This window comes from Actinoplanes sp. NPDC048988 (genome assembly GCF_043197815.1).
Lineage (GTDB): Bacteria > Actinomycetota > Actinomycetes > Mycobacteriales > Micromonosporaceae > Actinoplanes.
This window is the reverse complement of the sequence record NZ_JBICTW010000024.1, coordinates 53,620-75,751: the sequence shown is the minus strand read 5'-3', so window position 1 is coordinate 75,751 and position 22,132 is coordinate 53,620. Positions and strand designations below refer to the sequence as shown.

24 protein-coding genes and 1 riboswitch are annotated in these 22,132 nt (G+C 70.2%); of the genes, 16 read left to right on the top strand and 8 right to left on the bottom strand.

The window, feature by feature from the left end:
- Positions 1-41: 41 nt before the first annotated feature.
- Positions 42-707 (bottom strand): GNAT family N-acetyltransferase, encoded by a 666-nt coding sequence (locus ACGFJ7_RS43065; RefSeq protein ID WP_392647952.1) that lies wholly within the window; start codon positions 705-707, stop codon positions 42-44.
- 203 nt (positions 708-910) lie between these two features.
- On the opposite strand from ACGFJ7_RS43065, the gene ACGFJ7_RS43060 reads away from it, so the two are divergent.
- Complete coding sequence (locus ACGFJ7_RS43060; RefSeq protein ID WP_392647949.1) at positions 911-1,573, top strand: TetR/AcrR family transcriptional regulator; 663 nt, start codon at positions 911-913, stop codon at positions 1,571-1,573.
- Between the two features lie 14 nt (positions 1,574-1,587).
- Here the strand turns inward: ACGFJ7_RS43060 and ACGFJ7_RS43055 are convergent, their stop codons facing one another.
- The gene (locus ACGFJ7_RS43055; protein WP_392647946.1) at positions 1,588-2,361 is read right to left on the bottom strand and encodes a class I SAM-dependent methyltransferase; all 774 of its coding nucleotides are present in this window, start codon (positions 2,359-2,361) and stop codon (positions 1,588-1,590) included.
- Between the two features lie 47 nt (positions 2,362-2,408).
- On the opposite strand from ACGFJ7_RS43055, the gene ACGFJ7_RS43050 reads away from it, so the two are divergent.
- Positions 2,409-2,975, top strand: coding sequence for an XRE family transcriptional regulator (locus ACGFJ7_RS43050; protein WP_360245882.1), 567 nt, complete (start codon positions 2,409-2,411; stop codon positions 2,973-2,975).
- On the opposite strand, the gene ACGFJ7_RS43045 is transcribed toward ACGFJ7_RS43050, so the two are convergent.
- The gene (locus ACGFJ7_RS43045) at positions 2,953-4,188 is read right to left on the bottom strand and encodes a saccharopine dehydrogenase family protein (protein ID WP_392647943.1); all 1,236 of its coding nucleotides are present in this window, start codon (positions 4,186-4,188) and stop codon (positions 2,953-2,955) included. The genes ACGFJ7_RS43050 and ACGFJ7_RS43045 overlap by 23 nt on opposite strands.
- Positions 4,189-4,299: 111 nt before the next feature.
- Positions 4,300-4,471: riboswitch (cyclic di-AMP (ydaO/yuaA leader) on the top strand.
- A gap of 4 nt (positions 4,472-4,475) precedes the next feature.
- Here ACGFJ7_RS43045 and ACGFJ7_RS43040 point away from each other — a divergent pair.
- Entirely contained in the window at positions 4,476-5,084 is a 609-nt protein-coding gene (locus ACGFJ7_RS43040; protein ID WP_360245888.1) for a transglycosylase family protein, read from the top strand.
- 45 nt (positions 5,085-5,129) lie between these two features.
- Here ACGFJ7_RS43040 and ACGFJ7_RS43035 read toward each other — a convergent pair whose 3' ends face one another.
- A complete protein-coding gene (locus tag ACGFJ7_RS43035) occupies positions 5,130-5,495 on the bottom strand; it encodes a nuclear transport factor 2 family protein (protein WP_360245891.1) in 366 nt (121 codons plus the stop codon).
- 70 nt (positions 5,496-5,565) lie between these two features.
- Between ACGFJ7_RS43035 and ACGFJ7_RS43030 the strand changes: the two genes are divergently transcribed.
- Complete coding sequence (locus ACGFJ7_RS43030) at positions 5,566-6,507, top strand: LysR family transcriptional regulator (protein WP_360245894.1); 942 nt, start codon at positions 5,566-5,568, stop codon at positions 6,505-6,507.
- Positions 6,504-6,866 carry a hypothetical protein gene (locus ACGFJ7_RS43025; RefSeq protein WP_392647940.1) on the top strand — a complete coding sequence of 121 codons (363 nt, stop codon included), beginning with the start codon at positions 6,504-6,506 and terminating at the stop codon, positions 6,864-6,866. The genes ACGFJ7_RS43030 and ACGFJ7_RS43025 overlap by 4 nt, the downstream gene beginning before the upstream one ends.
- A gap of 1 nt (position 6,867) precedes the next feature.
- On the opposite strand, the gene ACGFJ7_RS43020 is transcribed toward ACGFJ7_RS43025, so the two are convergent.
- A complete protein-coding gene (locus ACGFJ7_RS43020) occupies positions 6,868-7,545 on the bottom strand; it encodes an FAD-binding oxidoreductase (protein WP_360245900.1) in 678 nt (225 codons plus the stop codon).
- A 62-nt stretch (positions 7,546-7,607) separates the two neighbouring features.
- On the bottom strand, positions 7,608-8,801 hold the full coding sequence (locus ACGFJ7_RS43015; protein ID WP_392647937.1) for an NAD(P)/FAD-dependent oxidoreductase: 1,194 nt from the start codon (positions 8,799-8,801) through the stop codon (positions 7,608-7,610).
- 213 nt (positions 8,802-9,014) lie between these two features.
- Here ACGFJ7_RS43015 and ACGFJ7_RS43010 point away from each other — a divergent pair, with 213 nt between their 5' ends.
- Positions 9,015-9,446: an Hsp20/alpha crystallin family protein gene (locus ACGFJ7_RS43010; protein ID WP_360245906.1), complete on the top strand. Its 432-nt coding sequence runs from the start codon at positions 9,015-9,017 to the stop codon at positions 9,444-9,446.
- Positions 9,447-9,458: 12 nt separating this feature from the next.
- Here the strand turns inward: ACGFJ7_RS43010 and ACGFJ7_RS43005 are convergent, their stop codons facing one another.
- Positions 9,459-10,151 carry a TetR family transcriptional regulator gene (locus ACGFJ7_RS43005; RefSeq protein ID WP_360245909.1) on the bottom strand — a complete coding sequence of 231 codons (693 nt, stop codon included), beginning with the start codon at positions 10,149-10,151 and terminating at the stop codon, positions 9,459-9,461.
- A gap of 77 nt (positions 10,152-10,228) precedes the next feature.
- On the opposite strand from ACGFJ7_RS43005, the gene ACGFJ7_RS43000 reads away from it, so the two are divergent.
- Entirely contained in the window at positions 10,229-11,644 is a 1,416-nt protein-coding gene (locus ACGFJ7_RS43000) for an MFS transporter (protein ID WP_392647933.1), read from the top strand.
- 9 nt (positions 11,645-11,653) lie between these two features.
- Entirely contained in the window at positions 11,654-11,953 is a 300-nt protein-coding gene (locus ACGFJ7_RS42995; protein ID WP_360245915.1) for a SelT/SelW/SelH family protein, read from the top strand.
- Positions 11,954-12,044: 91 nt separating this feature from the next.
- Here the strand turns inward: ACGFJ7_RS42995 and ACGFJ7_RS42990 are convergent, their stop codons facing one another.
- Positions 12,045-12,611: a copper resistance CopC family protein gene (locus ACGFJ7_RS42990; RefSeq protein WP_360245918.1), complete on the bottom strand. Its 567-nt coding sequence runs from the start codon at positions 12,609-12,611 to the stop codon at positions 12,045-12,047.
- Between the two features lie 213 nt (positions 12,612-12,824).
- Between ACGFJ7_RS42990 and ACGFJ7_RS42985 the strand changes: the two genes are divergently transcribed.
- The 8 genes from ACGFJ7_RS42985 (at position 12,825) to ACGFJ7_RS42950 (ending at position 22,127) form a co-directional block, all read left to right on the top strand.
- Positions 12,825-14,147 (top strand): DedA family protein, encoded by a 1,323-nt coding sequence (locus tag ACGFJ7_RS42985; protein ID WP_392647930.1) that lies wholly within the window; start codon positions 12,825-12,827, stop codon positions 14,145-14,147.
- A gap of 14 nt (positions 14,148-14,161) precedes the next feature.
- On the top strand, positions 14,162-15,370 hold the full coding sequence (locus tag ACGFJ7_RS42980; RefSeq protein ID WP_392648030.1) for a sensor histidine kinase: 1,209 nt from the start codon (positions 14,162-14,164) through the stop codon (positions 15,368-15,370).
- Positions 15,358-16,008, top strand: coding sequence for a response regulator (locus ACGFJ7_RS42975; protein WP_392647927.1), 651 nt, complete (start codon positions 15,358-15,360; stop codon positions 16,006-16,008). Before ACGFJ7_RS42980 ends, ACGFJ7_RS42975 begins: the two co-directional genes overlap by 13 nt.
- A gap of 82 nt (positions 16,009-16,090) precedes the next feature.
- Positions 16,091-16,837 carry an ABC transporter ATP-binding protein gene (locus ACGFJ7_RS42970; RefSeq protein WP_360245927.1) on the top strand — a complete coding sequence of 249 codons (747 nt, stop codon included), beginning with the start codon at positions 16,091-16,093 and terminating at the stop codon, positions 16,835-16,837.
- Positions 16,838-16,840: 3 nt separating this feature from the next.
- Complete coding sequence (locus tag ACGFJ7_RS42965) at positions 16,841-18,994, top strand: FtsX-like permease family protein (protein ID WP_392647924.1); 2,154 nt, start codon at positions 16,841-16,843, stop codon at positions 18,992-18,994.
- An 86-nt stretch (positions 18,995-19,080) separates the two neighbouring features.
- Positions 19,081-20,079 carry an iron-siderophore ABC transporter substrate-binding protein gene (locus ACGFJ7_RS42960; protein WP_392647921.1) on the top strand — a complete coding sequence of 333 codons (999 nt, stop codon included), beginning with the start codon at positions 19,081-19,083 and terminating at the stop codon, positions 20,077-20,079.
- 36 nt (positions 20,080-20,115) lie between these two features.
- The gene (locus tag ACGFJ7_RS42955; RefSeq protein ID WP_392647918.1) at positions 20,116-21,105 is read left to right on the top strand and encodes a FecCD family ABC transporter permease; all 990 of its coding nucleotides are present in this window, start codon (positions 20,116-20,118) and stop codon (positions 21,103-21,105) included.
- A complete protein-coding gene (locus ACGFJ7_RS42950) occupies positions 21,102-22,127 on the top strand; it encodes a FecCD family ABC transporter permease (protein WP_392647916.1) in 1,026 nt (341 codons plus the stop codon). The genes ACGFJ7_RS42955 and ACGFJ7_RS42950 overlap by 4 nt, the downstream gene beginning before the upstream one ends.
- The last annotated feature ends 5 nt before the right edge of the window (positions 22,128-22,132 follow it).

The window sequence follows — 22,132 nt, the reverse complement described above, 5'->3', positions numbered from 1 at the left end:
GTGCACGATCGACGCTGACCATGGCACACCTCCAGGGAAGCTCAGGTGCGACGACCGTACCGCCTGGCTGCGACATTTTTGAGCCGATCGCGGCGGGTGCCGGCCTGGCCCTCGACGAGTTCCCAGGTGTCGAGCCGGCTTGAGCCGTACGGTCCCTCCTGGAGGATCGGCGGTTCGCCGGTCAGCCGATAACCGCAGCGCTGGGCCACGGCGGTGCTGGCGGTGTTACGCGGGTCGATGCGGAGCAGGAGCCTGCTCAAGGCGAGCGTGCTCCGGGCGTACTGGGAAAGCAGTGCGAGTGACCCCGACGCCAGCCCGCGCCGGCGATGGTCCTTGCCCACCAGATAGCCCAGTTCGGCCTCTTTGAGGCCGAGGTCGACGCCGAAGAGCAGGACCTCGCCGAGCGGTCGCCCGCCGTCAGCGGTGATCGCGAGCTGAATGCGTGAACCGCTGACGCGGCCCTGATGAGAGCGCTTGAGGTACGCGATGCCGGCCTCGACGTCGAACGGCGACGGCATGGGCGTCCACCGGGCGATCTCGGGTTCGTCGAGCAGATCGATCAGATCGTCGAGGTCGTCGGATCGCCATTCGCGCAGCACGATGCCGTCTCCCGTCAAGGTGAGCGGGTAAGGAAGACGGCCGGCCATGATTTCGATCCTGCCCGTAAGGGGCCGGTTGCAGCCAGTCTCGATCCATATCTGGCTCATGAGTGATTGCTCATGTCGCGAACGCCTGCCGCCGCCCGAGCACCTCGGTGGTTACTCCTCGATATGTCGTCTGGCGTCCCGAAATCCTCCCGCCGGCCGTCGCGCAGCCGTTGATCATGCGGGCAGCCATGGATTCTGCACACTCAGTGCCCAATGTGGACGTTGGCGTGTGTGGTGATCTACGAAGTCGTACGGTAATCGTCGTGGACGAACAGAGCGCTACTCCGGCCCGCCGCGGGGAGACGTACGGCGGTCGGTCGCGCGCGCAACGTTCCTCCGATCGCCGGGAGCGGATCGTGGCATCGGCAGTGCATCTGTTCGGCACGCGCGACTACGACGAGGTGACCATCACCGACGTCTGCGCCCGGGCGAAGGTCTCAAAAAGGTACTTCTACGAACATTTCCGCGACCGTGAGGCCTTGGCGATCGAGGTGCAGCGGGAGCGGAACGAATGGCTGCTGCGCCGGGTGGCGGCGGCCGCCCCGCCGAGCCCGGCCGGCCTGGCCGAGCTGTTCCGGCCGGTCCTGCGCACGATGGTCGGCTTGCTGCGCGACAACCCGGAGACGGCGCACGTCATCTACATCAACGCGCCGCGGATGGAGACCCGGCGCCGCGGGGTGCTGCGCGAGGACGCCCGGTTCGTCGCGGTCATGCTGCGGTCGCTGATCACCCCGGAAGATCAGGTCCGGTACGAGCGCACCCTGCTCGCCCTGGTCGCCGGCGTCAGCGAGGTGATCATCGACTGGATCACCCACGGCATGACCGGCGACCCGGACGAGCTGGCCGAGCACCTGACCACCATCGCCGTCGCACTGGCCGAAACCCTCCAGCCCGGCGGCGGCCTCCAGCCCAGCGGCGGCCTTTAGCCCGGCTGCGGCTTTCAGCTGGGCTTGCGCCCCACGATGACCGTCCGGGTGGCACGGACGACCAGGTCGTCGCGGGTCTTGATACCGGCCACGATCTCCTCGAGGGCCTTCAGGTCGTCAGCCGAAAGCCGATCCTCGAGCCGGTGCAGCCCGCGGCCCAGCGAGATCTCCGCGTAGCGGCCGGCCGCGGCCGGCAACGGCGGCCGCAGGTCGATGTCGAACCGGCGGTCAGCCTCGACGACGAAGCCGGCCTCGGCCAGCAGGGCCGGCCAGTCGGCGTGCATGTGCAGCCCATGCTCGGCCCGCATCTTGTCGAGTTCCGCGTTGAGGCGGCCCTCGAGGTCGGCCTCGGGACCGGCCGGCAGGAAGCTGGGGAAGGACTCGAGCTCCGCGACCACGAGGTGCCCACCGGGCCGCAGCACTTCGAGGGCCTGCCGCAGCCCGCGAACCGGGTCGGCCAGGTGGTGCAGCGAGGCCGAGGCCCAGATCAGGTCGGCCGGCCCGAGGTCGGGCCAGGGCTGGTCGAGGTCGGCCCGGACGGTCCGGATCCCGGGGTCGGTGGCCTGGATGTGGGCGAGCATCTCGTCGTCCATGTCGACCGCGACGACCTCGGCTCCCGGCAGCGCCCGCAGAAGCGCGCGGCTGCCCACACCGGTGCCCGCACCCAGGTCGATGATCTTCGGCTGGGCCGGGGCCAGCGAACCGACCCAGGTGATGACCTCGTTGTGGTAGTCGCGCAACACCTCGGCGTCGAGGTCAAGCAGCTCAGCGAAAGCGGTATGTGCCATGTCTCGAAGGTAGCCGCATCTTGCGTCAGCGACATAGCATCTTGCGTATGACGCAAGACGGCGAACTCGATGCCCTGGTCCGCCAGCGCATCCGGGGCCTGCGGATGGCTCGCGGCTGGTCCCTCGACGAGCTGGCGGCCCGCTGCTACCTGAGCCCGTCCACGCTCAGCCGCATCGAGACCGGCCACCGGCGGATCGCCCTCGACCAGCTGGCCCCGATCGCGCGGGCGCTCAGCATCACCCTCGACCAGCTCGTGGAGTCGGGCGCCGACGACGACGTGGTGATCCGCCCGCACCGCGACGAGGCTCGCGGCATCACGACGTGGTTGCTCTCCCACGAGAGCAACCAGACCGTGGCCAAGCTGCGGGTGACCCGTGCGATGCCCAAGGATCTGCGGGTCCACCCGGGCCGCGACTGGTTCACCGTGCTCTCGGGCACGATCATCCTGCGCTTGGGCGAACGCACCATCACCGTCCGCACGGGCGAGGCCGCCTCGTTTTCCACGATGGTCCCGCACGCGTTCGGCGCCCTCGACGGCCCGGCCGAGGTCCTGTGCGTGCTCGACCACGAGGGCGAACGCTCCCACCTGCTCAACCACGGCGACCATCACTGACGCTGGAACCGCGGGTGGAGATCTCCACGCCGGCGGCCCGAAGGCGCTCCACGAGCGTGTCGCCGAGCGCCGTGGCCGGGGTCAGCACGCCACCCTCACCCTTCGGCAGGTCGACGGCCAGGGCCAGGGCGCTCTCCCCCAGCATGATCGCCGTGCCGCTGTAACCGGGATCGTGGTCGTCCCGGAACCGGGCCGTGTAGTGGGCGCCCGTCGAGGTGCGGCCGAAGAGGTCGCAGGTGAAGTGCCCCTTGTCGCTGGACGGCCCCTCACCCGGTTTCGGTAGCACCCGGTCGATCACATATCGCGTCGGCGGGAGCATCAGACCCGCGACGAGGGCACCGAAGCCCAGCTTGACGCCGTTGGCGACCACCGGGGACACCAGGGGCGACGCGCCCACACTCATGAACTCCCGATAGCGGAACTCGCGCCCGTACGCGTAACCCCGCAGCGCATTGCTGCGCCGGACGACCCGCGTGTTGTAGGACGCCATGAAGAACGGCGCGAGTGTCCCCCGCAGCGACGGATGCACTCGCTCGCCCCGAACGGTGGCGATGTCGGACTGCCGGCCGAGGTCCGGCTCGGCGGCCCGGTCCGGGCTCAGCGAGTACGGGCCGGCCGCGACCCGCCTTTTCGCCGGATCCCTCTTGACGGTGTCGAGCTGATGGCGCAGCGAGTCGATGGTGCCGCCGCTGACCCCGCCGCGCAGGCTCGTCACCACCATCGCGGTGTCGGTGAGCTCGCCCGCGCCGTCACGGCGAACGGCCTCGCTCAGAACGTGCACCCCGAGGTCGGACGGGATCGAGTCGAACCCGCACGAATGCACTATCCGGGCACCGGTGCCACGGGCCACCTCGTGGTTGTCGTCAATGCTCTGACGTGCGAAAAGAACCTCACCGGTCAGGTCGAGATAGTCGGTTCCGGCCCGGGCGCAGGCGTCCACCAATGGCTTGCCGTATTTCGCGTACGGCCCCACGGTCGTGACGAGAATCCGCGTCGCCCGCGCGAGCCGGGCGACCGCGTCGGCGTCACCGGCGTCCGCGACCAGGATCGGCCATTCGACGCCGAGCCGGCGTTTCACAGCATCGAGTTTGCTTTCGGAGCGGCCGGCCAGCGCGATCCGAAGGCCATCGGGGGAATGTTCGGCCAGATGCCGTGCCACCAGCGCACCGACGAAGCCGGAAGCGCCGTAGACGACGATGTCGTGCTCGGTCATGGTTGCCAATTCTCCAACAAGCTCCACAAATGCGCGCGACACGATAACGTCGATCTCGCCTATTCCTATAAGAATCCGGCGGGTGCCCTTTCGCGGTCGCCGCCGGTCCGTACGGGCGGAACGCCGAATCCTGCCGCTGCCCGGCGGAACACATACTTACGGCATGGAGCGGGGGACCCGAGTTCTTCGGCGCTTTGGCGCGCCTCGGGGTGAAGCCGCGCACGCGCGGCCGGGCACCTCAGCCCGAACCCGACAGCTGACCTCGCAGGCGTGGAGGGTCTTTCGTCATGGCACAAATGTGCAAACCTGCCCGCGTCATGGTGGGCCTGGCCGCCGCAACTGTCACTCTGGCCGCCCCAGCAGCCCCGGCACTCGCTTCACCCCCGGCCGCCGCGCCGGCGCACGCCGTCGCGCTCGCCAAGGGCGGTTCCGTCAACTGGGACGCCATCGCCGAGTGCGAATCCGGCGGCAACTGGGGCATCAACACCGGCAACGGATACTACGGCGGCCTGCAATTCAGCCGCAGCACGTGGCGCTCCCACGGCGGACACCGTTTCGCTCGCACCGCCGACCAGGCATCCCGCGCGGAACAAATCCAAATCGCCGAGCTGGTCCGCCGTTCCCAGGGCCTGGGCGCGTGGCCGACTTGTGGCCGAAAGGCCTTCTCTACCCGCCAATATCGCAGTACAAACACGGTCACTCGCAAATCCACCGTCAAGGCTCCATCCACAGCGTCATCCACAGGCCGCTACTACGTGGTGCGCGCCGGCGACACCCTTGCTTCAATCGCCGCCAAGGCAAACGTGGAAGGCGGCTGGCGAGCCCTATACCGCCTGAATCGCGCCGCTTTGAACAGCCCGCATCGCATCTTCCCGGGTCAGCCTCTGGCGCTGTAATAGCTGCTCCCGGCGCCGGCGAATGCCTGATCGCCGGCGCCGGGATCACGACCGCGGAGTCTGGAATTCCGGCTGGTCGAGAACCCGCAGCCACGTGCCGTCGGGCTGGCGGCGCACCACCTGGGCTCGGGCGCCCGAGCCATCTCGCGGAGGTGTGGAGGTCAGGGCCAGCTCGCCGCTCAGCAGGGTGGGCAGCGGCTCCTCGGGCTCGACGGTGGGCATGTGTGGCAGGGCCTCCTCCCACATGCGCTGGATGGCGGCGCGGCCGACGGTCTGGCGTCCGGGCGGGTACGCCATCACGGCATCCTCCTCGTACAGCAGGGCGAGGCCTTCGGCGTCTTTGGCGTTGGCACGCTCGACGAACAGGCGGGTCAGGTCTTCGGGGCGCTGGGCCTTCTCTCGTTTCGTCATGCGTCCAGCCTTCTCGAGGCGGGATGAGAAGTCCAACGCATGGCTTTCATGGCAGCTAGAATCCGCAGTTATGGAACTGCGGCAGCTGGAGTACTTCGTGACGGTCGCCGAGGAAGCGAACTTCACCCGGGCGGCGGAGAAGGTGCACATCAGCCAGTCGGGCGTGAGTGCGCAGGTCAAGGCGCTGGAAAGCGAGCTCGGTGCGGAGCTGTTCGACCGTTCGGGACGAGTCGCCCGCCTCACCGAGGCGGGGGTGGCCGCGCTGCCGTACGCCCGGGCCGCGCTCGACGCCGCAGCCGACCTGCGCGAGGCCATCGACGAGGTGAAGGGCCTGGTTCGCGGGCATGTGACGGTCGGAATGGTGAGCGGCTGCGAGATCACACCGCTGTTCGCCGGGATCGCCGGCTTCCACGGCGAGCACCCGGGCATCGAGCTCGAACTGACCGAGGGCGACTCCCATGATCTCGTGGCCGGAGTCCGGGCCGGTGCGATCGACATCGCCCTGGTCGGCCTCGCCGGCGAGCCGCCCGAGCACCTGGCCACGCAGGTGATCAGCAGCGAGGGCCTGGTCGCGCTCTTTCCCCCGGACGAGCCCCGCGACCGCATCTGTCTGGCCGACCTCACGGCGTACCCCATCGTCACCCTGCCGCAAGGCACCGGGATCCGTGCCGCCTTCGACGAGGCCTGTCTGGCGGCGAGGTTGATCCCCGACGTCGCGCTGGTCGCGTCGGCGCCCGGGACCGTCGCCGAGCTCGCGTCGCGCGGCTTGGGAGTGGGAGTGCTGAGCGAGTCCATGGCGCCCGCATTTCCCCACCTCACCGCCATACCCATCGATAACGTGCCGATTCCGGCGCTGTTGGCGCTTGTTTGGCGCCGGCGCGCGAGTCCGGCGCTATCGGCCCTGCTCCCGCACCTGCGGCGGGCCTTCGCTGTGGACAACTCGGTCGCCGAGGGCGCCCCTGTGGATAACCGAAAGCCTCGATCGCCGGAACTCGATAACGTCTCGGCATGACTGAGACACCGCTCCGGCAACGGCTTCGAGAGGCGCTTCCACCCGCGATGAAGGCCCGCGATCGTGCCGCGATCGCGGTTCTGCGGGCGACGCTCGCGGCGATCGACAACGCCGAAGCAGTGCAGACCGATGAGGGTACGGGGGTGAGCCTGGCCATCGAGACATCGCCTGTCGGCGTCGGCGCGACCGAGGTGGCACGCCGAGTGCTGACCGAGGAGGACGTGAGACAGATCGTCCGGGCGGAGGCGGACGATCGGGAACGCGCCGCGACCGAGTATGCCGAGCTGGGCCGGCCGGAGCGGGCCGAGCAGCTGCGTGCGGAGGCCGGCGCTCTGCTCGCCCATCTGAAACCGGAGTGAGTCAGCGCAGGGCGAAGGCGTCGTACTGGATGCGCGCCGCCGGCACCCGCAGCGCCTCCAGTCGCTCCAACATGCAGTCCACCATGGACTGCGGCCCCGAGATGTAGAAGTCGTGATGGGGCCAGGGGCCACGTGCGGCGACGGCCTCCGCGACGTCGGCCGTCGTGCGCACGATCGTCAGCCAGGGATGGCGAACGGCCAGCCGGTCCAGCGGCTCGCGGTCGTAGAAGGCGCCGTCATCCCGCTCCGCGCGGAACAGATGGATCCACCTTGTGCGGTTGTACCTTGACAACTCATCGATCAACGCCTTGGCCGGGGCGAGGCCGGTTCCTCCCGTGATGAAGACCAGGTCCCTGCGGGAGTACGGGTTGAGCGCCATCGAACCGTGCGGCTCGCCGAGCCTGAGCGTGTCGCCGGGCTTGAGCCGTTCGACGAGGGCGGCCGATACGCCGGACGGGGATCCCGCGCGCACATGGAACTCGAGCACCCGGTCCCGCCGCGGGGCGTTCGCCATGGCATAGGGCGAGCTCTGCCACGGCCGGTACGGGCACTCGATCTCCACGTGCTGCCCGGCCCGGAACGGCATCGCCCGGCGGGTGCGGCAGGTGAAGACCACGACGTCGGCTCCGCGGCGCTCGTGGGTGAGCACTTCCGCGGGCCACCACTGTGAGGCCGCCACCCCGGAAGCGTCGCCGATCATCCGCCCTGGCGCGACGGACACCGAGTGCGAAACGCGCTGCTCTACGCGGCCAGCTCGGACAAATCCACGTCCGTGGCGGCCAGCCGGGTCCGGTCGACGGTGGCGCCCGATCGGATCAGCGCGTCGATCTTGTCGGAGACGTCCCAGATGTTGACGTTCATGCCGGCGGCCACCTTGCCGTCGACCAACCAGAACGCGATGAACTCGCGAGCGGCGAGGTCACCGCGGATCACCACCTCGGCGTCCGCCGGCGCCGAGCCGGTGTACTCCATGCCCAGGTCGTACTGGTCGGTGAAGAAGAACGGCAGGCGGTCGTAGACCACGTCCTCGCCGAGCATCGCCCGGGCCGCCACCGGACCGCTGCGGATCGCCGTGTCCCAGTGCTCCACGCGCAGGCGCCGGCCGAGCAGCGGGTGGTCGATGTTGGCGATGTCGCCGGCCGCGAAGATGTCGGGGTCGCTGGTGGCCAACCTCGACGAGACGAGCACGCCGTTGTCGACGTCGAGGCCGGCGCCGGCGGCGAGCGAGACGTTCGGCGTCACGCCGATGCCGGCCACGACCACGTCGGCCGGCACCGAGGTGCCGTCGGCCAGCCGTACGCCGTCGGCTGTCACCTCGGTGACGTGCGTGTTCATGCGCAGCTCGGTGCCGTTGGCGCGGTGCAGGTCGGCGAAGACCCGGGCGATCTCGTCGCCGAGAATGTGTTGCAGGGGCAGGGCCGACGTTCCGACGACGGTCACCCGCGCGCCCCGGCTGCGCGCGGCGGCGGCGACCTCGAGGCCGATCCAGCCGGCGCCGACCACCACGAGGTGGGTGTCCTTGGTGATGGCCTCGTCGATGCGGTGGGAGTCGGCGAGCGTCCGCAGCAGGAGCGCTCGCTCGCCGCCCGGCACGTCCAGCCGGCGCGGGGACGAGCCGGTGGCCAGCAGGAGGCGGTCGTAGTCGACGTCGTCGCCGTTGTCGAGACGCAGCGACTTGGTGGTGCGGTCGAGCGCGGTGACGGTGACGCCGAGGCGCAGGTCCACGTCGTGGTCGGCGTACCACTCGGTGGAGTGCACGAAGACGCTGTCGGGCTCGTCGTTGCCGAGCAGCAGGCCCTTGGAGAGCGGCGGACGCTCGTACGGGCGGACGGTCTCCGCACCGATCAGCGTGACCTGGCCCGCGAAGCCGGACTTGCGCAGGGTTTCCACCGCTTTGGCGCCGGCCAGGCCGCCGCCCACCACGACATACGTCATGGGCTCATCATTCACCCGTTCGGCCGGCCGGACTATGACGCGGGACGCAGGCCGAATTTTTCGTCAAACCCCTTGGCACTCGGCTGGCGACAGTGCTAAAAAATGACTTGTCGGTGCTGCTCAGGGGCTCACCGACCTCGGCAGAACTGATCTGAGCCGAGCGCCACGCGCTCGCCGGGCAGGCCGGCGAGCCATCTATGGGAGGTGGTTTCCGTGGTGCTGACTTTCGATCCCTTCCGCGAGTTCGACCGTCTGGCGGGCCAGATGCTCGGTGGCGGTAACTCCATCGCGATGCCGATCGACCTCTACCGTTCCGGTGACCATTTCGTGCTGCACTGCGACCTCGCCGGCATCGACCCGGGCTCCGTCGACGTGGGTGTCGACGGGCGGGTGCTGACCATCCGCGCCGAGCGTTCGCCGCGCACCGACGAAGAGGTCCAGTGGGTTCGCCGCGAGCGCGCGACCGGCACGTTCGAGCGCCGGCTCACGCTGGGCGACGGGCTCGACCTCGACCGGATCGAGGCGACGTGGCAGGACGGCGTGCTGACGCTGACCATTCCGGTCGCCGAGGCGGCCAAGCCGCGCCGGATCGCCATCAACACCTCGCCCGCCACGACGGGCGACCGCGCACTCGAAAGCGCGTAAAACGTTCTGCCCTCAGGGCCCGGTGGGCGATGCGCCCGCCGGGCCTTCGGCCGTTTCCGCCATCTTCTCCACGGCCGCCATCAGCAGGTCGACGCCGAACGCGAAGTAGGCCTCCTGGTCGGGCGTATCGGCGTACGTCTCACCGAACTCGACCATCATCGGGAACTGATCGGGCGGCAGGCACACCAACTCCAGGCGGCGCTGCCGCCGCCACTCGGCCGTCTCCTCCGGGCTCGCGTGCGGCGGACCCTCCGGCTGCATCTGGAGCAGGCCGATGACGCCGTGCATCAGGTACGACGCGATCCAGTAGCCCTGCCGCACCGTGAAACCGGCCCGGGTCAGCAGCATCAGGGCGTCGTTCGAGGCGCGGGTGAAGCTCGCCGTCCGCGACTTCTCCACCATGGCCAGCAGGTCGGGCAGGCTCGGGTGCTTCCGCATGACGGCGAGCAGCGCCTCGACCATCGCGCGGACCTGTTTCTGCCACGGATCGTCGGCGTCGCGATCGGCCCGGACCGTGGACAGCGCGTGATCGGCGATGCCCAGCAGCAGCTCTTCCTTGTTCTTGAAATGCCAGTACAGGGCCATCGGCGTGACACCGAGTTCCTGAGCCAGACGACGGATCGTCACAGCTTCGAGACCGTGCTCATCACCGATCCGCAGTGCCCGTTCGGCCACCGCGGTCTTACTCAGCTTGTCCCCTGCCACTTGACAACCATACAACGTACAGGTGTCATGTACGAGGTACATGTACGCCGTACATGTACCTCGTACGGGAGGGTGGAATGGACAAGAACCGCAGGTGGTGGGCGCTCGTCGCGGTGGCCCTGGGCACCTTCATGACGTACCTCGACAACAACGTGGTCAACGTGGCCCTCCCCTCGATCCAGCGGGACCTCGGCCTCTCGCTCGAGGGCCTGGAGTGGATCGCCAGCGCGTACGTGCTGGTCTTCGCGGGCCTGCTGCTCGCCGGCGGGCGCATCGCCGACGTGCTGGGACAGCGTGGGGCCTTCTACGCGGGGCTCGCGATCTTCACGGTGGCGTCGGTCGGCGCCGGCCTCGCCCAGAGCCAGGAGATGCTGATCGGGGCGCGAGCCGTACAGGGCGTCGGGGCGGCGCTGCTGACGCCGGCCGCGCTGGCCCTGCTCACGTCGCTGTTCCCCGACCCGCGCGAACGCGGGACGGCCATCGGCATCTGGGGCGGGGTGGGCGCGCTCGCCCTGGCCTTCGGGCCGCTGACCGGCGGATGGCTCAGCGAGCACGTGTCCTGGGGCTGGATCTTCCTGATCAACCTGCCGATCGGGATCGCGACCTTCGCGCTGGCCGCCTGGAGCACCCCGGCCCTGGGTCGCGGCACCACACGGGGGCTCGACCTGCCCGGCGTGATCACGTCGTCGCTGGCGCTGTTCACCCTGACGTACGCCCTGATCGAAGGCGAATCGCAGGGCTGGACCTCCCCCGAGATCCTGCTGGCGTTCGGAGCCGCCGCGGCCTCGGCGATCGCCTTCGTGGTCATCGAGGCGCGCTCGGCCAATCCGATGATCGACCTGGCCGTCTTCCGGCTGCGGGTCTTCAGTGGAGGGCTGCTCGCCATGGGGCTGTGGGCGTTCGGCGTCTTCGGCATCTACTTCTACATGGCGATCTACATGCAGAACGTGCTCGGCTTCTCGCCCACCGCGGCCGGGGCCGCGTTCGTGCCGATGGCACTGGTCATGGCGGCGATGGCCACGATCGCGCCGCGGCTCGAGGCACGCTTCGGAGCGGGCCGGACGGTCGCGGCGGCGCTGGCGTTGATGGCGGCGTCGGTGGCGGGCATTTCCTCGTACGGCGAAGGAACCTCGTATTTGGCGCTTTTGCCCTGGTTCCTGGTGTACGGGGTGGGTGGTGGCCTGCTGGTGCCGCTCAACAACGTGATCGTCGGCGCGCTCCCACAGGAGCGGGCGGGCATCGCGAGCGGCATGCTGAACGTGTCGCGCGAGGTCTTCGGCCTGCTGGGCATCACCATCCTCGGCGCGATCCTGACCAACCGGTCGAACGCCGCCACCGGCACCGAGCTGCACCGTTACCTGGCCGGCTACCAGTTCTCGCTGGTGGTGGCCGCGATCCTGGTGGCGGTGGGCGTCCCGATCGCGCTGTGGACGCTGCGTACGGTGAAGCCGGCCGCCGGCGAGGTCGAGGAAAAGGTCCCCGAGCTGGTCTAATCGTCGATTGTGACGACCAGGGAACCTCGCCTGCAGATCGAGTACTGCACCCAGTGCCGCTGGCTTCTGCGAGCGGCCTGGACTGCGCAGGAGCTCCTGACCACCTTCCAGAAGGAACTGGGCGAGGTCGCCCTGGTCCCCGGCACCGGCGGCATCTTCGAAGTCACACTCGGCGACGAACTGCTGTGGTCCCGCAAGGAACAGGGCGGTTTCCCCGAGCTACCCGACCTCAAGCGAATGGTCCGCGACCGCATAGCCCCCGGCCGAAGCCTCGGCCACACCGACCGAACCGCGGAGCCGACCCCCTAATCCTCGGGGAATGCGGCGCTTTCCCAGCGCGCCGATACGGCCGCGCTGACCGGCTGCGGCGATCAACCCGTGGCCGCCTGCCACCGGCCGGTCAGGTGCGGCGGCGGCGCAAGGTGACGATCACTCCGCCGGCTACCAGGAGCGCGCCGGCGATGGCGGCGACCAGCCACAACGTCGACGAGGAGCTGTCCTCGTCGGAGACCAGGGCGGTGGGGGCGGGTGCGGCGGCCGCCGGCGATGAGGTGACCGGGGAGGGCGACGGCGCGGTGGGCGCGGAGGTGGCCGCCACCGGGGCCGGCGCGGTGACGGTGAACTTGTAGGAGCCCTTCACCGGGTGGCCGTCCTTGGAGACGACGTCGTAGGCGACCGTGTACTCGCCGTTCGGGAGTGGGTCGAAGGTGATCGTGCCGGTGGCGCCTTCGATCTTCGGGGCGGAGGCCGTTACCGGGGCGGCGCCGGTGATGGTGATGGTGGTGGCTGTGGGATTCAGCTTTTGCAGGAAGCGGAGCTTCACGCTTTCCGGGGCCTTCTTCAGCGTGGCGTTCTTGGCCGGGCTGGCCTCGGCCAGCGAATTGTGAGCCCACGCGGGGGCGCCGGGCAGCAGGACCGCGACGGTGGCTACCAGGGCCAAGGCCAGGCGAGAGGTGAGACGGCTCATCAGTCGGAAGTCCTTCTGCTAGGGCTGGGTCTTCGTAGTTTTACGGATGGTCCCCGGGTAGTCGTTCACCGGAGGGAGCTAGTTCCCCGCGTACGTCTGTGGGCGTAGCTCCAGTGCCGCTCCGGAGGCCGGCCACTACGGGTGTCTGATCAGGGTCGGCCAGGGGGATCTCACCGATCCAAGGCATCGGGTGTCGTCCATACGCTGGCGAAGGTGCAGGTGGTCGACGAAATCCTGGGGGCTCTTCCGCCCGTTCTGGTGTTGGTCGTGGTGGCGGCGCTGGTGGCGGGAGAGGCGGCGTTCGTCGCGGGGCTTGTGCTGCCGTCGGCCACCGCGCTGGTGGCGCTGGGGCTGCTCGCCATCGAGGGGGTGGTGGGCATCGGCCCGGCGCTGGCCAGCGCGGTGGCCGCGGGGCTGGCCGGAGGTAACTTCGCCTACTTCGCGGGGCAGCGGAAGCCGCCCAAGGCGAACAAGAAGGCGGAGAGGCTCTTCGAACGCTACGGCGGGCGTGCGGTGTTCCTCGGGCAGTGGGTGGTGGGGGCGCGCACGCTGGTTCCGCGGCTGGCGGGACGGAAAAGGGTGCCCTATCGCCGCTTCGCGGCATTTCATACCCCGGCGGTCCTTCTCTGGGCGACGTGGCTGGTGGGTGCGAGCTATCTTGCCGGGGCCTCGTACGACGTCCTGGCCGCCCGGGCCGGGCGAGCCGGCGGCGCGCTGGCCGTGTTGACCGCGCTCATCGTCGCCCTGGTCCTGGCCGGTCGATGGGTGGGCCGCCATCCGGTGCGGCTGCCGGTGCCCGGTTTCCGGGTCCGGGGTCCGCTGCTGGTCAGCGTGGGTCTGCTCGCCGGGGCGGCGTTCGTGCTGGTGGTGGCGATTCCGCCGATCGTGCGGTTCAGCGGTCTCTCCGAGGCGGACGAGGTGGTCGCTCGACGGGCGCGTGGCGAGTGGACCTCGGACGGCTATCGCTTCGCGCTCGACCTCGCCACGTCGGTGAGCCCGGAGGCGCTGCTCGGGGTGGCCGCGGCGGTCTCCCTCGGCGGCTGGCTGTTAGGTCATCGGCGGCGCGCGACGCGGCCCGATCTGCCGGGTTTGTTGCGGTGTCTCGCGCCCGTGCTGCCGATGATCATCCTCGCGCTCACCCTGGAACTGGCCGATCCGGTCGACTGGACCCAGCCCGGCGCCCTCGTTCTGCCGTCACCCGGTGAATTCGACGGGCCGCTACCCTCCGCCGGCTCCGGATCCGCGCTCGCCACCCTGGCCGCCGCCGAGACGGCACGCCTGGCCGCGGTCATCGGCCTGCTCACCTGGCTCATCATGCGAAAGATCAGGTTCCGGCGTACGCGGGTAGCACTGTGGACAGTCGCCGCGATCGCCGTCACGGTGTGCGCCGGGTCGTGGGTCTACCTGGGCTGGAGCCGGCTCAGTGAGACGGTCGCCGCGGTGCTGCTCGGTGCCGCCTGGGCGGCGCTCAACGCGGGAATCTGGTCGACCCGCCAGCCGGTCGGAGAAAACCGTCGGACCCTTGCTCTAACGTGACGCCCGTGAACCTGATGGACCGGGCCCGCGCGGCCGTCGACGCCCTGGAGCGGCTCGTCGGCGGGCTCGGCACGGCCATCCTGGCCATCGGCACGCTCATCTGGGTGGCCGCCGTCGCCGTCACCAGCGTGGTCGGCGTCGGGCTTCCGTTCGCGCACAGCGCGGCCCGGGCCGTGCGGGCCGCCGGCGGACGGGAGCGGGCGCGGCTGTCCCGGTGGGGTCCCGAGATCATCGAGCCCGATCCGCTGCCGCCGGGGTTGCGGGCGGCGCGCGATCCGGTGGTCTGGCGCGAGTTCGCCTGGGTCGCCGTGCACTCCACGTGGGGCATGGTCCTCGGCCTCCTCGGCATCAGCCTGCCGCTGTACGCGGTGCAGGATCTGACCTTCCCGCTGTGGTGGACGCTGGTGCCGCCGGGCACGGGCCCGGGTCTCGTTTTCTGGTACGTGCGCGGGCTTCCCGGCGCCTTTCTCGTTTGCTTGTACGGGGTGTTCTGGCTGGCCGTCTGCGTCTTCGGTCATCCGTTCCTGGCCCGGGTGCAGGCGTGGCCCGGGCGCAGGCTGCTCGCTCCGCCGGCCGGGGCCGACCTGTCCCTGCGGGTGGCCCAGCTGACCGCGACCCGGGCCGCCGCGCTCGACGCGCACGCCGCCGAGCTGCGCCGCATCGAGCGGTCGCTGCACGACGGCGCGCAGAACAGGCTGGTCGCGGTGACCGTGCTGCTCGGTGCGGCCCGCAGACAGGTCGCCCGCGACCCGGAGGGTGCGGACGAGCTTCTGGAGCGGGCACAGGGCGCGGCCGAGCAGGCGCTGGCCGAGCTGCGGACGGTGGTGAAGACGATCCTGCCGCCGGTGCTCGACGGGCGTGGGCTCGACGGGGCGCTCAAGGCGCTGACCGCCGACAGCGGTGTGCCCTGCAAGCTCGAGGTCGACCTGCCCGGCCGGTGTGCCGCCTCGGTCGAGGCGACCGCCTACTTCGTGGTGGCCGAGGCGCTCACGAACATCACCAGGCACAGCCGGGCGACCAGCGCGAAGGTGTCGGCGAGCCTCGAGAACCGGACCCTGCGGATCCGGGTCGAGGACGACGGCCGGGGCGGGGCGAACGAGGCGAACGGGTCGGGCATCAAGGGCATCCGGCGGCGGGTCGAGGCGTACGACGGAACTTTGACCATGAACAGCCCGCCGGGCGGGCCGACGACGATGTGGGTGGAGCTGCCGTGCGGATCGTGATCGCCGAGGACGACCCGTTGCTCCGCGAGGGCCTGGCGCTGCTGTTGCGCGCCGAGGGACTGGACGTGGTGGCCACGACCGACTCGCCGGAACCGTTCCTCGAGGCGGTCGACAAGTACGAGCCCGATGTGGCGATCGTCGACGTCCGGATGCCGCCGACGCACACCGACGAGGGCATCGTGGCCGCGGTCGAGGCGCGCCGGCGCCGGCCCGATCTGGCGGTGCTGGTGCTCTCGGCGTACGTGGAACAGGCCTTCGCCACCGATCTGCTGGCCGGCGGCGCGGCCAAACTCGGATACCTGCTCAAGGAGCGGGTCGGGCGCGTCGAGGAGTTCCTGGTGGCGCTGCACCGGGTCGCCGACGGCGGCACGGCGATCGACCCCGAGGTGGTGGGCCTGCTGCTGGCCCGGCAGCGGCCGGAGAGCTCGCTGGCCCGGCTCAGCCCGCGCGAGCGCGATGTGCTGGCGCTGATGGCCGAGGGGCTGGGCAACACCGCGATCGCCGACAAGCTGGTCGTGACGGAGGGCGCCGTGCACAAGCACATCCGCAGCATCTTCGCCAAGCTCGACCTGGCCCCGGACGACCGCGCCGACCGCCGGGTGACGGCCGTCCTCCGCTACCTCGAAGCGGCCCGGTAGCGCCGGGGTATAGCCAGCTATACCCCCAAGTCGGTAGTTAGCCATATCGCCCGCGAAGGCCCGCCGAAATAGCGTTTTCGCCATGGACGCAGTCATCAGGATCGAGCAGCTCACTCGGACATATGCCACGGACGGCCAGAAGGTCACGGCGCTGGCCGGCGTCGACGCCGCCTTCGCCCGCGGGACCTTCACCGCGATCATGGGGCCCTCCGGCTCGGGTAAGAGCACCCTTCTGCAGACTGCCGCCGGGCTCGACCGGCCGAGCTCCGGCCGGGTCTGGATCGGTGACACCGAGCTGTCGAAGCTCAACGAGACCAAGCTGACCGAGATGCGGCGCCACCGGATCGGCTTCGTCTTCCAGTCCTTCAACCTGATCGGCGCGCTGACCGTCGAGGAGAACATCCTGCTGCCGGGTCGGCTGTCCGGGCTCCTGCCCGATCCGGAGTGGGTGTCCGAAGTGGTCGAGCGGGTCGGCCTGACTCAGCGGCTCAAGTATCGGCCCGCCCAGCTGTCCGGGGGTCAGCAGCAGCGCGTCGCCATCGCGCGCGCCCTCGCCGTACGGCCCGAAGTGATCTTCGCCGACGAGCCGACCGGTGCCCTGGACACGACGTCGGCCGGTGAGGTGCTGGCGTTGCTGCGGTCGGCCGTGACCGATTACGGGCAGACCGTCGTGATGGTCACGCACGATCCGGTGGCCGCCTCGTACGCCGATCGCGTGCTCCTGCTGGCCGACGGCCGGATCGTGCACGACACGCCGCAGCCGGGCGCCGACCGGATCGCCGAAATGCTGGCCTCGCTGGGCCGCCGCCTCGTGGCCGTGGAGGGCTGAGCGATGCTGAAACTGTCGATTGGCCTGCTGCGCCGCCGCCTCGGCACCTCGGTGGCCACCCTGGTCGCGCTGGCGGCCGGGGTCATGATTCTGATGACCCTGTCCGTCTTCATCGTCTCGGCCGCCGTCTACAAGCCCGATCCCGGCCGTTATGCCGCCATGGATGTCGTGGTCGCCCACCGCCAGGTCGAGATCGTCACCAAGGAGTTCGACGGCGAGAACTCGGTGACCCACGTCGCGCTTCCCGAGGGGACTGTTCCCGCCGACCTCGGCGACAAGCTCCGCGCCCTGCCCGGGGTCACCGACGTTCAGGTGTTCCCCGGTCCGACGAGGGATCGTGTCGCGGCGTTCGGTGTGAAGGGCGACGCGCTCAAGGCTGTGGAACGCCTCGCGAAAGAGAACGGCGTGGAGGCGTACGCGGGAGACGACCGCGGATTCGCCGACCGCTCCGAAGCGGGTGACGCACGATCGTTCCTGATGGAGGCCGGCGCCGCGTTCGGCGGCTACGTCGTGCTGTTGATCATTTTCGTGGTCACCGGCACGGTCGGGCTGGCCGTGCGGCATCGCCGCCGCGACCTCGCCCTGCTACGCGCGATCGCCGCGACCCCACGCCAGGTGCGCGCGCTGGTCATGGCCGAGAACGCCGTCCTGGCGCTGGCCGCCTCCGTGATCGGCGTGCCGGCCGCCCTGTCCGCCACCACCTGGGTGCACGACCAGCTGATCAGCCGCGGTTTCGTGCCCGAGACCCTTCCGATCGTGGGTGAGCCGGTGGCGGCGGCCTTCGCTGTCGTCCTCATCCTGCTCGTCGCCATCGTCGCGGCCCGCATCGCCGCGCGCCGGGTCAGCCGGATCAAGCCGGCCGAGGCACTCGGTGACATCGCGGTCGAGCCGCCGGGCGGCGGCAAGGTGCGCTTCGTGTTCGGCGTCCTCACGCTCGGCGCTGGTGGCGCGGCGACCGTGTTCGCGCTGGGCACGACCGGGATGGCCGCGCAGGCGTCGGCGATCGGGCTGCTCTATCTCTACGTGATCGCGGTGGCCCTGCTCGCTCCGTGGATCAACGCCTTCGCCGCTCGGGTCTTCGGCCCTGTCCTGCGGGCGGGCTGGGGTGTCTCGGGCGGCCTGGCCGTGGCGAACCTGCGGGCCAACGCCCGGGGCTCGGCCGCCGTGCTGACCGCGCTCGTGCTGGCCGTCGGGTTCGGGGGTTCGGTCTGGTTCCTGCAGAACAATCTGCAACGGCAGACGGTCACGCAGAGCCAGGACGGCATGAAGGCCGACTACGCGCTGGTGGGCTCGCTGCCGGCCGGTGCCGCCGAGAAGATCCGCCGTACGCCGGGGGTCGAGGCCGCGACGGGCGTGCGGAACACGTCGGTGGTGGCGCCGATCTTCGACGGCGGCGAGCCGGCCACCGCCAAGGCGGTCGACGTGAGCGGGCTGTCGTCCACGATGGATCTCGGGGTCAGCCAGGGCAGCCTCGAGGCGCTGAACGGGAACAGTGTCGCGGTGTCGCAGCTGCGGGCGGACTCGTCCGGCTGGAAAGTCGGCGATGACGCGAAGATGTGGCTCCCCGACGGACGCCAGGTCACGCTGAAGGTGGTGGCGATCTACGACCGTGGGCTCGGGTTCGCCGACGTGCTGCTTCCCCGTGACCTCGTGGCCGGGCCGGACGACCAGGTGCTGACCCGGGGCAAGGCCGTGCAGTATCCCGGCGCCTCGCTGGTGCCGGCGTCCGAGCTGACCGGGCAGCTGAGCCGCGATCTGGCCCTGAGCGCCTGGCTGAACAAGCTGCTCATCGGGGTGATGGTCGGCTACGCGGCGCTGGCCGCGGGCAACACGATGGTGATGGCCGCGCTGGCCCGCAAGCGGGAGCTGGCCGTGCTGCAACTGGCCGGGGTGACCCGCCGGCAGGTGCGGCGGATGGTGACCGCGGAGCAGGTCGGGCTCCTCGGCGGCGCCCTCACGATCGGGGCCCTGATCGCGGCGGTGACGCTCACGGCGGTGGTGAACGCGCTGACCGGGAGCCCGATCCCCTACGTGCCGGCCATGGGCTGGGCCGTCGTTCTCGGTGGAGCGACGGTGTTGGCCCTGGTCACGACCATTCTTCCGGTGCGGCGGCTGCTGCGCGTCCCGGCCGTTCATAACGCTGGGATAAAGGAGTAGACACGTGTGACCTGTGTTTCTCCGGTTTGAAGATCAGGTCGATCCCATTAGGTTAGGCTCACCTTTCCCTTCCACTGGAGTTTCTGATGCGTCTCCCGCTTGGCCGGCTCCTGCCGGTCGCCATTCTGAGCGCCGCGGTCGCCCTCGCCGGCTGCTCGACGACCGGCACCGAAGACTCCTCCGAGCCCGCCGCCTCGTCCACGGCCGCCGCGCAGTTCCCGGTCACGATCCCGACCGCGTTCGGTGACGTGACGGTCTCCAAGCAGCCCGAACGCGTCGTCGCGCTCGGCTGGAGCGACGCCGACGTGGCCCTCTCGCTCGGTGTCCAGCCGGTCGGGGCCAGCGATTGGCTGGCCTTCGGCGGCGACGGGCAGGGCCCGTGGAACGCCGGCAAGTACACGACGGCGCCGACCATCCTGGGCACGCTCGAGCTCGACATGGAGAAGGTGGCCGCGCTCAAGCCCGACCTGATCCTCGACACCCGGTCCAGCGGCGAGAAGGCCCGGTACGACCAGCTGGCCAAACTGGGCGTGCCGGTGGTCGACGTGCCCAAGGGCGGCGAGATGTACCTGACGAGCTGGGAGCAGCAGCTCGACATGATCGGCAAGGCGCTCGGCAAGCAGACCGAGGCGGCCAAGCTCAAGACCGACCTGGACGCCAAGTTCACCGCGGCCGCCCAGGCCAACCCGAAGTTCAGCGGCGCCACGGCGTCGGCGATCGCCCGCACCGGCGACGGCTGGGGCGCGTACGTGACCGGTGACGGCCGCGTCGACTTCCTGCAGAAGCTCGGCTTCAAGAACGCCCCGAAGATCGAGGCGCTGAAGAAGGACAACTTCTACATCCCGCTCTCCAACGAGCAGCTCGACCTGGCCGACGCCGACGTCACGGTGGTCTTCCTCATCCAGGCCACGCTCGACCAGGTCAAGAACGACAAAATCTTCCAGGCGGTTCCGTCGGTCAAGGCCGGCCACGTGGCCTACATGGACAACAAGGACGTCTCCAACGCGTTCTCGAGCAGTTCGGTCGCCGGCCTCTCGTACGCCGTCGACAAGGTCACCCCGCTGCTGGCCAGCGCTCTCGGCTGACCTGTGCCGGAGGAAACCCGTCACCGCAGGGCCACCGTGCTCGCCACCGGACTGGTGGTGATCGCGGTGGCCCTCGCCGGCGCGGCCCTGCTGAGCCTGGTCGTCGGCGCCCGCGACATCCCGTTCGGCACGGTCATGCACGCGCTGGTCAACCCCGGTTCGCCGGCGCGCGACGACCTGATCGTCACACAGTCCCGCATTCCCCGTACGCTCGTGGGCCTGCTCGCGGGCGCGGCTTTCGGGCTGGCCGGAACGCTGATCCAAGGCGTCACCCGCAACCCGCTCGCGGACCCTGGAATCCTCGGGGTCAACGCCGGAGCGGGTCTTTTCGTGGTCATCGCGATCAGCATCTTCAGCGTCACGACCCTGACCGGGTACGTCTGGTTCGGCTTCGCCGGGGCGGCCGTCACGTCGGTGCTGGTCTACACGATCGGCTCGGTCGGGCGGGGCGGGGCGACACCGATCAAACTGGCCCTGGCCGGGGCGGCGGTCACGGCGGCGCTGACCTCGTTCACGACGGCGGTGCTGCTCAACGACGTGGACACGTTCGACCAGTTCCGGTTCTGGCAGGTGGGGTCGCTGGCCAACCGGGGCTCGGACGTGGTCGTACAGTCGCTGCCGTTCCTCGCCGTCGGCGCGGTGCTGGCGTTCGCGTCGGCCCGGGCCCTGAACGCGCTGGCCCTGGGCGACGACGTGGCCACCTCGTTCGGTCAGAACGTGCTGGTGGCCCGGCTCGTCGCCGGGTTGGCGATCGTGCTGTTGTGCGGCACGGCGACGTCCATGGCGGGGCCGATCGTGTTCATCGGGCTGATGATCCCGCACGTGGCGCGGGCGATCACCGGGCCGGATCACCGGTGGATGATGCCGTACTCGATGCTCCTGGCGCCGCTGCTGTTGCTGCTGGCCGACGTGATCGGGCGGGTCGTCGCGCGGCCCGGCGAAGTGCAGGTCGGCATCGTCACCGCGATCATCGGCGCGCCGGTCTTCGTGATCCTGGCCCGCAGGCGGAGGCTGGCCGAGCTATGAGCATCGTCGCCACCACCCGTCGCCGCTCGCACGCGCGGGCGCGTCGCGTCTCTCTCGTGCTCTTTGCCGCGGTGGTTGCGATGTTCGGGCTCACGCTCTCCTACGGCGACTTTCAGATCTCGCTGCCGGACGTGGTGCGGTCCCTGCTCGGGCAGCCCACCCCGGCCGGCGTGGACTACATCATGCATACGCTGCGGCTGCCCCGGGCGTCGGTCGCGGCGCTGGCCGGTCTGGCGTTCGGCCTGGCCGGGGCGATCTTCCAGCAGCTGCTGCGCAACCCGCTGGCCAGCCCGGACGTGATCGGGGTGGCGCAGGGAGCGACCACGGCGGCGGTGCTGGCGGTGATGGCCGGCGGCTTCTCCGGGGTGGCGGTCTCGGCCATCGGCCTGGCCGGCGCGCTGGTCACGGCCATCGCGATCTATCTGCTGTCCTGGCGGAACGGGGTCGGCGGCTACCGCCTGATCCTGGTCGGCATCGGGGTGGGCACGGCCCTGACCAGCGTCACGTCGTTGATCCTGACCCGGTCCGACGTGAAGGTCGCGGCCGAGGCGCTGATCTGGCTGACGGGCAGCGTCAACGGGCGTACATGGGCCCAGATCGTGCCTTTGTTCGTGGCCCTTGTGGTTTTGCTGCCGGCCGCGCTGATCCTCGGGCGCGCCATGTCGGGCATGCAGCTCGGCGACGACCTGGCCCGAGCATTTGGTGTACGGGTGGAGACGTGCCGCCTGGCGCTGCTGCTGACGGGCGTGATCCTGGCCGGAATGGCCACAGCGGCGGCCGGCCCCATCGCCTTCGTGGCCTTCATGTCGGGACCGATCGCGGTACGCCTGGTCGGCGGCGGCCGTCCGGTGTTGCTGCAGGCCGGCCTGGTCGGCGCCCTCCTGGTCCTGGTAGCCGACTTCGCCGGCTCCCACCTGCTCGGCGCCCGCGTCTACCCCGTCGGCGTCGTCACGGGCGTGATCGGCGCCCCGTACCTGCTGTGGCTGCTGGCCACATCGAACCGCACCGGCCGAGGAGGCTGACCGCT

What these genes read in the sequence shown, in the direction of transcription:
- ACGFJ7_RS43065 (WP_392647952.1), bottom strand. Translation starts at nt 707, where the DNA reads ATGAGCCAGATATGGATCGAGACTGGCTGCAACCGGCCCCTTACGGGC.
- ACGFJ7_RS43055 (WP_392647946.1), bottom strand. Translation starts at nt 2,361, where the DNA reads ATGGCACATACCGCTTTCGCTGAGCTGCTTGACCTCGACGCCGAGGTG.
- ACGFJ7_RS43050 (WP_360245882.1), top strand. Translation starts at nt 2,409, where the DNA reads ATGACGCAAGACGGCGAACTCGATGCCCTGGTCCGCCAGCGCATCCGG.
- ACGFJ7_RS43045 (WP_392647943.1), bottom strand. Translation starts at nt 4,188, where the DNA reads ATGACCGAGCACGACATCGTCGTCTACGGCGCTTCCGGCTTCGTCGGT.
- ACGFJ7_RS43040 (WP_360245888.1), top strand. Translation starts at nt 4,476, where the DNA reads ATGGCACAAATGTGCAAACCTGCCCGCGTCATGGTGGGCCTGGCCGCC.
- ACGFJ7_RS43035 (WP_360245891.1), bottom strand. Translation starts at nt 5,495, where the DNA reads ATGACGAAACGAGAGAAGGCCCAGCGCCCCGAAGACCTGACCCGCCTG.
- ACGFJ7_RS43030 (WP_360245894.1), top strand. Translation starts at nt 5,566, where the DNA reads ATGGAACTGCGGCAGCTGGAGTACTTCGTGACGGTCGCCGAGGAAGCG.
- ACGFJ7_RS43025 (WP_392647940.1), top strand. Translation starts at nt 6,504, where the DNA reads ATGACTGAGACACCGCTCCGGCAACGGCTTCGAGAGGCGCTTCCACCC.
- ACGFJ7_RS43015 (WP_392647937.1), bottom strand. Translation starts at nt 8,801, where the DNA reads ATGACGTATGTCGTGGTGGGCGGCGGCCTGGCCGGCGCCAAAGCGGTG.
- ACGFJ7_RS43000 (WP_392647933.1), top strand. Translation starts at nt 10,229, where the DNA reads ATGGACAAGAACCGCAGGTGGTGGGCGCTCGTCGCGGTGGCCCTGGGC.
- ACGFJ7_RS42990 (WP_360245918.1), bottom strand. Translation starts at nt 12,611, where the DNA reads ATGAGCCGTCTCACCTCTCGCCTGGCCTTGGCCCTGGTAGCCACCGTC.
- ACGFJ7_RS42980 (WP_392648030.1), top strand. Translation starts at nt 14,162, where the DNA reads ATGGACCGGGCCCGCGCGGCCGTCGACGCCCTGGAGCGGCTCGTCGGC.
- ACGFJ7_RS42970 (WP_360245927.1), top strand. Translation starts at nt 16,091, where the DNA reads ATGGACGCAGTCATCAGGATCGAGCAGCTCACTCGGACATATGCCACG.
- ACGFJ7_RS42965 (WP_392647924.1), top strand. Translation starts at nt 16,841, where the DNA reads ATGCTGAAACTGTCGATTGGCCTGCTGCGCCGCCGCCTCGGCACCTCG.
- ACGFJ7_RS42960 (WP_392647921.1), top strand. Translation starts at nt 19,081, where the DNA reads ATGCGTCTCCCGCTTGGCCGGCTCCTGCCGGTCGCCATTCTGAGCGCC.
- ACGFJ7_RS42950 (WP_392647916.1), top strand. Translation starts at nt 21,102, where the DNA reads ATGAGCATCGTCGCCACCACCCGTCGCCGCTCGCACGCGCGGGCGCGT.